Here is a 12,265-nt window from a genome sequence, read left to right as displayed (position 1 = left end):
AAACCACATGCTCGACCCGATAGGCGCTACCAATAGAATCCGGGAATTCTTCCTCTCGTATCTGGAAACCGCTTTCCGGATTCGCGACCAGTCCGTCTCAGCGGCACGGCGAGAACTGCTAACCCGACACGGCACTCTGACGACGGAGCCCTTCCTCGAGCCGGTGCCACGCTATGAGCAGGTGGCGTATTTCCTGCAGGACCTCGTCCTGCTCGACTCAGGGAATCCGTTGCGCTCCTTTTCGAGCGCGGCCCGGCGCGCATTTGTGGAACTGGCACTGTCCGGATTGTTTCCCGGCGAATCGTCCGGCAGGGACGATGTGCGGCGAACCAGCAATGTGCGCTCCTACCTGCATCAATGGCAGATGCTCGAACGCGGAGTGGGTCGCGGTACGCCTGGAATCGTGACGTCCGGAACCGGCTCGGGAAAAACCGAATCGTTCATGCTACCCATCTTCGCGAGCATCGCGCAGGAGGCTGTGCGGTGGCCAGCGCCACATGGCGAAAAGCTCTCGAACGAATGGTACAAAGAAGCTGGGCAGGAATTCGTCGCACAACGGTCCAAGGAAAGTCCCGGCCGACCCAAAGCGGTTCGCGCGTTGCTCATCTATCCGATGAACGCGCTGGTCGAAGACCAGATGACGCGACTACGCCGTGCGCTCGACTCCGACGAAGCCACATCCGTGATGGATGAACGATTCAGCGGAAATCGCATTTTCTTTGGCCGATACACTGGCGCCGCTCCGGTCACCGGCCACCTCAATCATCCTCGACGGGCCAACACTGCGCAGGAAAAGCGCAAGCGGGCGCGACGCATGGAGACGATGCGAAGCCGGATGAGCGACCTGGCAGCCACGCAGACACTTGCGCGCGAACATGATGCCCGCGAGCTTGCCGATGCACACGCGGCTGGTCGAGAAGCCCCCGAGCCCACGAGGTTTTTATTTCCCTCGCTCGATGGCGCGGAAATGGTCACCCGCTGGGACATGCAGGCAACCCCGCCGGATATCCTGATTACCAATACGTCGATGCTCGCGACGATGCTCGTGCGCGAGGTGGACGAGCCAATCTTCACATCGACTCGCAAATGGCTCGAAGAAAACGACGATGCCTATTTCTTTCTGGTCATGGACGAGCTTCACCTGGTTCGTGGCTCGGCCGGAATGGAAGTCGTCGGCCTCCTGAGAAGCCTCTTCGCCAAGCTGGGTCTCGACAGACCGGAGCATCGGCACAAGGTCAGGATTCTGGCGTCGAGCGCCTCATTGCCCGATGAGGGGCTCGACTCCGAGGTCAGTCTCCAGTATCTGTTTGATTTTTTCGGTAGCTTTGGCTCAGCCCGTGAACCCGGCGACGCTGGTTTTCGCACACCCGCAGACTGGCGCAATGCAATCGTGCGTGGACGGCAACTCACACAGCGGTTCGACGGGACACTGCCGCTCGCTACAGAGCCGTTCGTGGAGCTCGCCGCTGTCCTGGAGGTCAACGGGGCTGATTTTGCTCCACAAGTAACCGCGCGCACTTCCGAGCTCGACGTCGCCATCGCGCGTGTCGCGAGGTCGTTGGGAATAGACGCAATTCCGACGGATGTTGCCGCGGCGCTGCCCAAAGTGATTGCCGCCGCATCATCCGCAATTGTTCATGCGTGCACGACCGGCGATGAAACGTCCGCAGTGCTGCGCGCCACCGCGGTCAGTGAAATCGCTCAGCGACTTTTCGGAAGCGATGGCGTCGACGCCGAGAAAGCCGTTCGAGGGTTGTGCATCCTGCGCGGGCTTGCCGATACGGTATCAACGCCCGAACTCTACGGCATTGCGGTTCCGGACGGACTTCCAAGTGTCCGCCTTCACTCCTTCTTCCGGAGTATCGAGGGCATGTTCGCCGCACCCTATCGGGACAGCGGCGGAAAACTGCACTTCGACGGGCTCTCGGTTGAGCGCGGTCACACGCACGCTCTATGCGATGACGGCTCGACCAGGCGACTGTTCGAGCTCGTGTACTGCGAAGCGTGCGGCGAACTGTTTGTCGGTGGACGTCGAAACGCCGACGACAATTTGGGGGCAACCGAGCTGCTGACGACGGCGCCGAACTTGGAACACCTACCCGAAGCTGCCGCGATTACCAACTACGAAAATCTCAGCTATAACGAGTACGCCATTTTCTGGCCGCGGCGCGACGAGCCGAAGGACGGTGAAACCAGGCACGAACAATGGCCGGATGCGTCTCTTGATACGCGCAACGCGATGGTCACGCCCGTTGCCTCATCCGACAATTCGCGTCTCGCGGGACGGCTCTTCCACATGAATCAAGCGGACGACCTGGCCAGGAGGCCCGGGTCGGCTTCACCGCGCTGCTGCCCCGCTTGCGGGACCGACTACAGCAGGCGCAGGCCAGGGATGGGGGCCATGTCGCCGTTGCGAAGTTTTCGTACCGGTTTCGCGAAAACGTCGCAGTTGCTCGCGACCGAGCTGTTTTCGGCCTTGAGGGTGAGCGGTCGAACTCCCAAGTCCGTGGTCTTTTCCGACAGCCGGCAGGATGCTGCCCGCGCCGCACTGGATATCGAGCGTCGGCACCATCAGGATACCCGCAGGCAGATGCTCATCGAAGCGCTGAAGTCGGTCGTTGCTGCGCGGCCGAATGGCGAAGCGCGCGAAGAGAAGAAGAAACAGGCCGACGAGGCACTCAAGAGGGGCGACTTCCTGGAACTGAAGCGGCTCTCCGATGAGCTGGCAAGGTTGCAGCTTGCGACCGACCCGTCACGGGTTGCACTTGCCGAAGTAATAGAACCGGTACTGCTGACTTCGAACGAACTGCGCTCCTACCTGCAGCGACATGTCGAGCTTGGCATTCATCCGACGGACGCCGCGGGTATCGGCTTCATCCGCAACGAGCCGTGGAATCACTGGGTCGTCCCCGCTGGAGCAAGCGGGAAGCCGGAATGGCCCGCACACAGCGACAGCGGGGAGGCCGGGGAGGCTCGCGCCGAAATTCGCGAGGACCAGCGTCCGCTGACCTACGAAGTGCTGTTCGCGAAGACCTACTTCGCCCTTGAGGAGACGGGTATTGGCTATCCGTCGATGACCGCCAGCCAGACCACTGATTCGAACCGGCTCGATGCCTATCTGCGGGTATTCGCAGATGCGTATCGTGTAGCGGGAAACCGTTGGTCCGACGATGCAGCCCATGTCGACCATGCGCAGGAGTTTGGCCCAAGGCACCGGATTTTCAAGTTCGCGCGCGCCAGCGTACCCGCGGCGCCCATCGTTGAACTGGACGACGTGCTCGAGAAATTCAGGGGCCTCGAACACGCGCACGGTATCGTGGAGCTCAGCAAACTCTACGTCAGGCTGAGCCAACGGGGAGACCCTTACTATCGTTGCAGGAACTGTGGCCGCGTTCACCTGCACCGAGGAACCGGCGTATGCACGCGTTGCCTTGACCCATTGCCCGCCGAGCGGGAAGGCAATGTCGAACAGCTGTGGGATTCGAACTTCCTGGCACGGCGCACGACGCGTTCCGAGCAGGGCAATGAATCGGCGTTCCGGCTGCATTGCGAAGAGCTCACGGGACAGACCGGCTCGCCGGCTGCCCGGCTCAGAGCCTTCAAGGGAATTTTCGTCGGAGAAAAGCAGTCGCCTGAATTTGAGCTCTTCAAGCGCATCAACGAAATCGACCTGCTGTCGGTCACGACGACGATGGAGGTTGGTATTGATATTGGTGCGTTGCAGGCCGTGTATCAGGCGAACATGCCGCCGCAGCGATTCAACTATCAACAGCGCGTCGGTCGCGCGGGTCGGCGCGGTCAGGCATTTTCAATGGTAGTCACCTTATGCCGGAGCCGAAGTCACGACCTCCACTATTTCCGCAATCCCAAGCGAATAACCGGTGACGTGCCGCCTCCGCCGTTCCTGACCACGGGACATGTCGTGATTGTCGAACGGATTGTGCGGAAGGCCTGGCTGGCTGCCGCATTTGCACGCCTGCGGGATGAAGACGGCCCCGCTTATCCAGGAGATGACCTGACGGATACGCATGGTGAGTTTCCGCCCGCGTCCAACTTCTATGCCGCCACTGGTAACTGGCGGAGTCGGCTCGAGGGCGCGCTGGCCGCCACGCTGGCAACGCGGGACCGGGTCATTGATGCACTGTTCGACAAGGACACGGCCCAAGCCAGGGCCATGAAAGATGCAATGACGCCGCAACACCTGACGCACCAGGTCTGGTCCCTTGCCGGAGAAGGAGCGGGCAGTCCACTGCCACTGGCACAGTTTCTTGCTGAGCAGGGTTTGCTGCCCATGTACGGTATGCCGACAAGGGTACGCGACCTGTACGTGGGCATCGAGAACAACGAGGAAAAGACTCCTGAATTTGCAACTATTGACCGGGACCTTGACATCGCGGTCTACGAGTTTGCACCGGGTCGTTCGCTCGTGCGCGACAAGAGGAAGCACGAGTCAATTGGCTTCTCGCCGGCGCTGCGCGAACCGGACGTGCAACCGAATCGCGCGACTTCATTCGGGTCATGGAAAGCAGAAATCCGATACATCGCGTTTTGCGAGTCCTGCGGGGCCGTGTCGAGTCTGGCCGACCTCCCGGTGGAACAGGTCCGATGCGTGGATTGCGAATGTGAAATTCCCAGCGAAAGATTCGCGAGATATACCAGTCCGGTTGCTTTCACCACTGATTTCCGGCCTAAGTCTGTCGAGGAAGGAGAACTGGCGCCCGTGTTCCGGCGCGTAACGACAACTGAGGCCTCCAATGTATCTCTCGACAGCGTGCCCGGTTCGAACATGTCGGTTGGCACGACAGCGGACGCACGCGTTCTTCGACTCAACGAAGGCAAGCTCGATGATTCCGGTGCGGCCCAGCCGTTCGCTATGGTTCCGACCAAGGACCACCGGGTGCCCGCACCGGGGAATCGGAAATGGTCGTTGGACGGTCAACTCCTTACCGAAGAAAAGTTCGCCGAACTGGACATGCGCGGCGGTGCGCGACGCAACACGGACTTGACCGACGAAGCGGTCCGGCTGATGGCCCGCAAGAAGACGGACGCCGTGTATCTCACTCCGGTCCGGGTTCCGGAAGGGCTGGATATCGGCCGGGTCGGTCGTGACTTCGGGGACACCTCGGTCCGCGCGGCGCTGATTAGCGCGACTCATCTGTTGATGCAGCGGGCCTCCCTCGAACTGGACATCGCACCTGACGAGTTCGAGGCTCTGGAGCCGCGCCTGCGCAACGGCAAGCCGTTGCTGCAGATTGCAGACTTCCTCGTGAACGGTGCCGGATTTTCAAACCGCCTTGCCAAGGGGAATCCTCCGCTAGTCGTCAGGCTTGCGAAGTCCATGGTCGATGCCCCGCTTTTAGACAGCCTCGTTGCCCCGTACTTTCACGAGACGCATCGCGGTACGTGCTCGCAGGCTTGCTACGAGTGTATGCAGCGGTATGGCAACCGGGCCTATCACGGTCTGCTGGACTGGCGACTCGGACTGTCGATGCTTCGGGTATTTCTCGACGCGTCGTCGATGACGGGTCTGGACGGCAACTGGGCCGCCTCCCCCGAACTCGCCGACTGGCCGGATTTGGCCTGGCGCTCGGCGGAAGAGATTGCCGGACTCAGCCCTGACCTATACGACCTGAAGCGCGTTGGCCCCCTGCGGCTGCCGTCGATAGTGGAGCGCAATACGACGCGTCGATACATAGTCGTTCATCCGTTCTGGTCGAGAAAGGCCGTGCTGGAACAATGCGCAGACGGGTTTTCTGGGACAACGCTGTTGATTGACACATTTCAGGCGGCAAGGCGTCCGCAGCGAGTCCTCTTCGCGGCACGTGAGCATGCGCAGAAGCACGGACTGACGTAAGCCTTCCTCCGCGAGCAGCCAGGCGCTCACGGCTTCGCAACCGCCGAGCGGGAGCGCCGTTGATGCCATGGGTGCTGCCCTCGCCTGGTGTTCCCTACACGGGCGCGCTGGGTTGCGGCGCGTCGACCGTCTGCATGTGAAGCCCGCAATACCCGCTAAAAATCCTCGAGGCCGTTGGCAAACTCGAGTATCCTTCCGAGTGGCGCATTCCTGGGTGAAGGCGCCAGAGAAGTGCGACTCGGTCCCGGCATGACGTTGCGCACGCGACCAGAAATAGCGACAGATTAAAAATGAGATTTGCAGGACTCTTTGCCGGAATCGGCGGATTCGAGCTCGGCCTGGCGGAGGCAGGTCACCGCACAGGGCTACTCTGCGACGTCAATGTAGCAGCCGAAGCAGTGCTAAAACGCCACTTTGCCGACGTGGCTTACCACTCCGATGTAACGACGCTGAGGTCCCTGCCGTCCGACATCGACGCAATCTGCGCCGGCTTCCCGTGCCAGGACTTGAGTCAAGCCGGTCGCGGTGCGGGGCTTGACGGCCAGAAGTCCGGGCTCATTGCGGAAGTCTTCCGCCTGTTGTCGCGACGGCGAATCCCTACCGTTGTAATCGAAAATGTGCCGTTCATGCTACAGCTGAACGGCGGCGCAGCCATGCGGGCTATCGCTGACGAATTCGAGCGCCGCGGCTATCGCTGGGCATATCGCGTCGTCGATACGTTTGCGTTCGGCCTGCCGCAGCGGCGGGAACGGGTCTTTATGGTGGCTTCGCGCGAAATCGACCCGGCAGGGGTTGTTCTTGCTGACGAGAATGTACTGCCCCGTCCGAAAACCGACGTCGGTCGCATTGCGCATGGCTTTTACTGGACCGAGGGACTCACGGGCCTCGGATGGGCGGTCGACAGCGTTCCGACGCTCAAGAATGGCTCGACGATTGGCATTCCCTCGCCACCGGCGGTGTTGCTGCCAGATGGACAAATCGTCAAGCCGAGTATCCGTGACGCGGAAAGATTGCAGGGATTTCCACCGGGCTGGACTGAACCCGCCGAGAATGCCGTTCGAGCATCGTTTCGCTGGAGTCTCGTAGGAAGTGCCGTCAGCGTTCCCGTTGCCCAATGGCTGGGGCAACGGCTGGCCAATCCAGGGGCCTATAACAGGCAATTGGACGGCGAGTTTCCGGCGTCTGGCCGGATTCCGCGGGCCGCGCGCTTTGACGGCAAGCGCAGATATCAGGTATCCATAGGCGTTGACCCCTTAGGACACCGGCCACCCTCCCTGTCGGATTTCTTGCTCGACGAGGGTGACCCGCTTTCCCTCAAAGCAACACTGGGCTTCCTGACCCGAACCCGCCGCGCCAAGCTCAAGTTTGACAACGCCTTCATAGCGGCGGTGGAGCGCCATGTCGAGCTGCTAGGCGGCGAGATTCCGCCCCGGATTGAAAGACAGTTGGAACTGCTGCCGGCCTGACATTGACGTCGAGGGGCGCAGCGCGTGATACGGAACATTTCAGATAAATTACCATGGCAACGACAGCACGAAACCAGCTCCGCTTTATCACGGAAGAAGACAAAACGGCAGCTGAAGCGCAGGTTCGTGAGCTGCAAACTGACGTCGACTATGAAACCAAGGAATACACGGTCGAACTCATAGTGCAGAAGTATCTCGAAGGAGAGCCCGAGGACGCCAACGAACTCTTCGTTCCGGCCTACCAGCGCGACTTCGTATGGAGCCCCGACCGTCAAAGCAAGTTCATCGAGTCGGTGATGCTGGGGCTCCCGATACCTTACGTGTTCACGGCTTCCCTCGCGAAAGACATCGATTCGGACGAAGGTCGCGTCGAAATCGTCGATGGTTCGCAACGCATTCGCACGCTCGCGGCCTTCCTAAACGACGAGCTGATTCTCGATGGCCTGGAGAAGCTGTCCAAATTGAACGGATTCAGCTTTTCGGACATCGAACTCTCACGGCAGAGAAAGTTCAAGCGGCGCCCTATCCGTGTGATTGAATTATCGGAGAAAGCCACGGAATCGGTCAGGCGCGACATATTTGAACGCATCAATACAGGCAGTGACGAGCTCAGAGCGATGGAGAAACGTAAAGGCATCTTTACGGGGCCTTTCTATGATTTCATCGCGGAATGCGCCGCGCTTCCGCTGTTTAACGAAGTGTGTCCGATATCGTATCGCAAGCAGCGGAGGGAAGAAGCGGAAGAAATGGTACTTCGTTATTTCGCGTATGCCGACCGCTATGAGCAATTCAACCACAGCGTTCGAAGCTTCCTTGACGGCTATCTGAAGGAACACCAGAACGACTTCGATAAGGAGAAGTTGCTCGCCCGCTTTGTAACGATGCTTGAGTTCGTTCGCGACAATTTCCCCTTTGGCTTTCGGAAATCTCCCACAAACTCGTCCGTTCCACGAGTCCGTTTCGAAGCAATTTCTGTCGGCGTAACGCTCGCGCTGCTGAAGAACCCTGAGCTCAATGCGTCGAAGCAGGATATTGCCGACTGGTTGGCGTCAGATGAATTTTCGAAACATACGGTTTCCGACGCGAGCAATTCGCGACCCAAGGTGAAAGCCCGCATCGAATTTGTTCGAGACCAACTTCTGCACGTATAAAAATGCACTCCGTTCGAGCCGACTACGACAAACGATGTGCCGAAATCAAAGACTATCTCGACTGGCTTGAAGACACCGAATCGAAGGACCACGGCATCCCCAAGGGACTGCCGCCTACGATGAAGGCGGCCGCGATGCTGTTGCTTTACAACCTGGTTGAGTCGACCATGACCAACGCGGTAGAGGCCATATTTGACGAGTTGCAGACGAGAAAAGTGGCTTTCGACTCACTGAGTACCAGCCTCAAGGTTGCCGTACTTGCGAATGTCAAAAACGTGGCTGCGGACAAGCTAACGGATAAGCTGGTTGCCATCACCACCGACATCATTGGCTGCACGTTCGACAAGGCCAAGGTGTTCAATGGAAACGTGAATTCGAAAAAAATACGCGAAAAGCTGACCGAATTCGGGATTAAAACAACCAATGCTTACAAGGAGGAACGTCTTAACGCCATCATGGTGGCCAGAAACCGGCTGGCACACGGCGCGGAATCATTTGGTGACTACGGCAAGGACCTCACTGCGGGCGAGCTAATTCGCGACTATGAGCGCGTAAGTACCTTGCTAGCTTCTGTGCTCAACGACGTAGAAGAATTTCTCAATCACCGTCACTATCTGTCCGTGGTTTGAATCGCTACACGTATCCGGCTCACGCACCCTGTGAGGTCCTTTTTGACTTCATGCTCCCACAAGCGTACAACGCGCCACCCGGCCGCAGAAAGTTTGCTATCGACCTGTTGGTCCCGCTGCTGGTTTCGCGTGATTTTTTCTGCCCAGAATGACACATTAGATGCCGGTCTAGTGCCATGTAGCGGACATCCATGCCAGAAGCACCCGTCGACGAAAACAGCGACCTTGACGGAGGGGAATACAACATCCGGTCTCCCCGGCAGGGAGTTCGCTGCCTTCAGCCGATATCGGAGACCTGCCGCCCAGAGCGCGCGTCGCAATCGCAGCTCTATGCTTGTTCCCGTTTGGCGCACCCGCCGCATACGGGCGCTCCGCTGCTCCGCCGTAAGAATGTCGACCATCGAAATACCTTTTTGAACCGCCATTTCTCATAGTTACAGAATAAACCACAGCGCGGCAACACGAATCGTGCGGCGTGGGCTCAAGTTCTCCACGGGTGCGTGAACCCCGGAGAAAGCGATGACCGCTCGAGGCGTCGAGATTCGCTTCGCCCCGCTCAAGGACAACGAGGTCGCTACAGCGCAGAGGTGCGAACTGCTCGGTAAGGCACCGCGACGCTTTTGCTGGCACCTTCTCGCAGACCGCACGAAACGGCCTGCGTGACGACATAGGTTCGGTCGGCGCCAGTCAGCACATAGCGATTCAGGGGGGCCGTCTGGGCATCCATCGTTGTTTCGCGTTCCCTATGAATGGGCGCGGCCCCGACGCGGCTGTCTTTGTCCTTCCCGTCAGCCTCCAGTTCTTTTTTGTTGAAAAAACGAGCTATGGGGAAGCGTTTTCGTCGGTCGCATAGCCACAGGTCCCCACCCCAATTGAGGCAAGTGAACTGCGCCGGCCTCGTGCATATCCCGGCCCGGAGTGCCGGCTGACCAGGCGAGGCACGTGACAACTGCCGCCCATACTCTGACATGAGCACGGCGAAGTTATGGTATAGAAGCGGGCAACCGCGGGCGGCGACATCGTTGAGCCCAGATGGCGACAGGCCGCCCGTCCTGGTAAGCAGCAAAATCCACCAGGCGCGAAGGTCTGCGTCGCCGCCGCAGGCTGCATAACTCTTCCCCGGGTGATGGCGAGTGAAGCGAGCTGATTTAGCTTTGAAATATCATCGCCTAGAAATCTTTTAAAGATGTATTGGCCGCTTCAATCCCCCAAAAAGTCCGTGTAGTTAGGCTGAGTATTCCTCCACCCCGGTTCCACAGGTCCCTCGCGCGGTAGCCACAGGTCCCTTCCTGCCGGCCACAGGTCCCCGTCGCAACAATTCATGGTTCATCTTCCGACGTATACTGTCTGCCGTCTGACGAGCGGCCATGTAAACCTGACAGGAATGACAATGACCGCGACGCAGAACAGCACGCTGACAGCATGGCCGAAGCTGCCACTTCCCCACGGCCTGGGTAAGAACTTCGTTACCGCGCACGCGCTCGCCCGCAGTGCCATCTTCAGCACGCAGTCATACTGCAAGAAGGCCCCTCGTCCCCAGTATTCGTCGAAGACAAAGCTGGGGGCGACTGAAACGAGCGGAATCGAGGTCTTTCAGGCCGCCGGTCAGGGGCTAGACCAGGGCGACGCGGAGGTCTTTTACGAACTTCTTAGGCGCGTCTTCAACAGCGGCCACGAAATGCATCGTGAAGCGCACGTATGTTTCAATCGAGGCGAGTTAATCAAGGCGCTCGGACGTGCCGCTGGCGGAAAGACGAGAAAGTTGCTCGACGACTCGCTCGACCGTCTCTTTCACGCCGAGTTCGAATTTTCGGTCCCTGGCATTTTTATTGGCAAATCCAGGCTGATTCTCAAGATGTACCGCCGTGAGTGTAAGTCGACAACAGAGTACGACTATGACGTTCTGCTCGATGTCGAGCTGGGTAGGCTCTTCGAGAGCGGGCAATGGACGCTGCTGCGGCGGTCGGAGCTGCAATCGCTCAGGGGCAATCCGGTGGCACAGGGCGTGTACGCCTATTACTCGACACACAGGTCCCCGTATCCGATGCGGCCGGCAACCCTTCAAGTCTTGATGGGGCGGGATATGCAGTTGAGCAAGTTCGTCAAGGTACTGATACCTGCGCTTGCCATGGTCAAGCAGGCTACCGGCTGGACCAAATGTGAATTGGAGCTGACGGGGAAGAACGCAGGAAAAGTCGTCGTCGAGAAAGGCGAACGGGTTAAGGCACCGGCGTCGGCAGGGAAGACCAAAGTGCCAGCGCCTGTTGCGGGCGAAGCTTCATGCGGCCCATATGGGGACATTTAGGTCCGACACGCAGTGCCAATCCAGCTGGAGTGTCGGCTGCTGACGCGTTGGACCATGCAGCGCACGTGTCCCTGTGCCGTCAATGCCAGCCACCGGCCGCATGGCAGGCTCGAAAGAACGGAGTTTCCAGTTGCGTGAGCTCAGCAGCGTTAGTTGTACACGCGTTCGAGCGAGTACGCTCCGTTGGCCAATTGACGGGCGGCGAAGTCACGACCTGCGTACGAAGCTAGGTCAACGCCTCCGAATAGTACGCCTCGACCGAAGCTTATGCCGGGGCCCATCGTGACACCGTTGATTGCAACAGGTACCTTCGGGGAAAAGCTTCCGTCAGCGTTGTGCGCAAAGAGGTCGTCGAAGTGAACGCGGGTCAGCCCGTCACCAGACTGCTGCTGGGGCGCTACAGTCGCCGGCTGTTGCGCGTAGTTGACCGACGCCGCGGGCGCTTGTTGCGCATCGCCGTTCTGGTTCGCATCCGGTGTAGCGGGGGCGGGCGCCGCAATTGCCGCAGTGGTATCGGACGCAGCATTCGCTACGGCGGTAGGTGCGGCATCCTTGTGGCAGCCGGTGGCGAGAACAACAGCAAGCACGACTGGCGGCAGCGCGAATTTCTTGAACAGCATGAACAGGCTCCTCTTATAAATGGCCTTCACGCTATATCGGACGAGCCGCCACAAATTTTAGAATCCAGCATGAAAAAAACCAGTGCGTATTAATGGAGTTTTCGGTGCTGCTATCTCCGCTCAGGGCCCCGAAGTGTGGTTGGCGTCCGAGTGAATCGTCGGTCGGTTGTTTCCCGCCAAACTGAGCCGTTAGTTGCGCTAATCCAAAAAGCGTGATGCATCGGGAGACACGACCCTCGA

General features: G+C 59.2%; 7 protein-coding genes. 5 read left to right on the top strand and 2 right to left on the bottom strand.

The genetic code is table 11. From position 1 onward, the window contains the following. Positions 1-7: 7 nt before the first annotated feature. The 4 genes from AB4Y31_RS08370 (at position 8) to AB4Y31_RS08355 (ending at position 9,100) form a co-directional block, all read left to right on the top strand. Positions 8-5,854, top strand: coding sequence for a DEAD/DEAH box helicase (locus AB4Y31_RS08370; protein WP_368673559.1), 5,847 nt, complete (start codon positions 8-10; stop codon positions 5,852-5,854). A gap of 290 nt (positions 5,855-6,144) precedes the next feature. Beyond that, entirely contained in the window at positions 6,145-7,320 is a 1,176-nt protein-coding gene (locus AB4Y31_RS08365) for a DNA cytosine methyltransferase (protein ID WP_368673558.1), read from the top strand. A gap of 53 nt (positions 7,321-7,373) precedes the next feature. Next, positions 7,374-8,471, top strand: a complete 1,098-nt coding sequence (locus AB4Y31_RS08360) for a DUF262 domain-containing protein (RefSeq protein WP_368673557.1) — start codon at positions 7,374-7,376, stop codon at positions 8,469-8,471. A 2-nt stretch (positions 8,472-8,473) separates the two neighbouring features. Beyond that, a complete protein-coding gene (locus AB4Y31_RS08355) occupies positions 8,474-9,100 on the top strand; it encodes an MAE_28990/MAE_18760 family HEPN-like nuclease (RefSeq protein ID WP_368673556.1) in 627 nt (208 codons plus the stop codon). Here AB4Y31_RS08355 and AB4Y31_RS08350 read toward each other — a convergent pair. Continuing rightward, entirely contained in the window at positions 9,082-9,501 is a 420-nt protein-coding gene (locus AB4Y31_RS08350) for a very short patch repair endonuclease (protein ID WP_368674453.1), read from the bottom strand. The genes AB4Y31_RS08355 and AB4Y31_RS08350 overlap by 19 nt on opposite strands. 989 nt (positions 9,502-10,490) lie before the next feature. On the opposite strand from AB4Y31_RS08350, the gene trfA reads away from it, so the two are divergent. Then, positions 10,491-11,405 (top strand): plasmid replication initiator TrfA, encoded by a 915-nt coding sequence (gene trfA, locus AB4Y31_RS08345; protein ID WP_368673555.1) that lies wholly within the window; start codon positions 10,491-10,493, stop codon positions 11,403-11,405. 149 nt (positions 11,406-11,554) lie between these two features. On the opposite strand, the gene AB4Y31_RS08340 is transcribed toward trfA, so the two are convergent. Next, positions 11,555-12,025 carry a hypothetical protein gene (locus AB4Y31_RS08340; protein WP_368673554.1) on the bottom strand — a complete coding sequence of 157 codons (471 nt, stop codon included), beginning with the start codon at positions 12,023-12,025 and terminating at the stop codon, positions 11,555-11,557. Between the last annotated feature and the right edge of the window lie 240 nt (positions 12,026-12,265).

Source organism: Trinickia sp. EG282A, assembly GCF_040965455.1.
Classification (GTDB): domain Bacteria; phylum Pseudomonadota; class Gammaproteobacteria; order Burkholderiales; family Burkholderiaceae; genus Trinickia; species Trinickia symbiotica.
This window is presented reverse-complemented; position numbering and strand designations above follow the sequence as displayed.

Bases quoted from the DNA above. Each gene is read 5' to 3' on its own strand.
- AB4Y31_RS08370 (WP_368673559.1), top strand. From the start codon at position 8: ATGCTCGACCCGATAGGCGCTACCAATAGAATCCGGGAATTCTTCCTC.
- AB4Y31_RS08365 (WP_368673558.1), top strand. From the start codon at position 6,145: ATGAGATTTGCAGGACTCTTTGCCGGAATCGGCGGATTCGAGCTCGGC.
- AB4Y31_RS08360 (WP_368673557.1), top strand. From the start codon at position 7,374: ATGGCAACGACAGCACGAAACCAGCTCCGCTTTATCACGGAAGAAGAC.
- AB4Y31_RS08355 (WP_368673556.1), top strand. From the start codon at position 8,474: ATGCACTCCGTTCGAGCCGACTACGACAAACGATGTGCCGAAATCAAA.
- AB4Y31_RS08350 (WP_368674453.1), bottom strand. From the start codon at position 9,501: ATGGTCGACATTCTTACGGCGGAGCAGCGGAGCGCCCGTATGCGGCGG.
- trfA (WP_368673555.1), top strand. From the start codon at position 10,491: ATGACCGCGACGCAGAACAGCACGCTGACAGCATGGCCGAAGCTGCCA.
- AB4Y31_RS08340 (WP_368673554.1), bottom strand. From the start codon at position 12,025: ATGCTGTTCAAGAAATTCGCGCTGCCGCCAGTCGTGCTTGCTGTTGTT.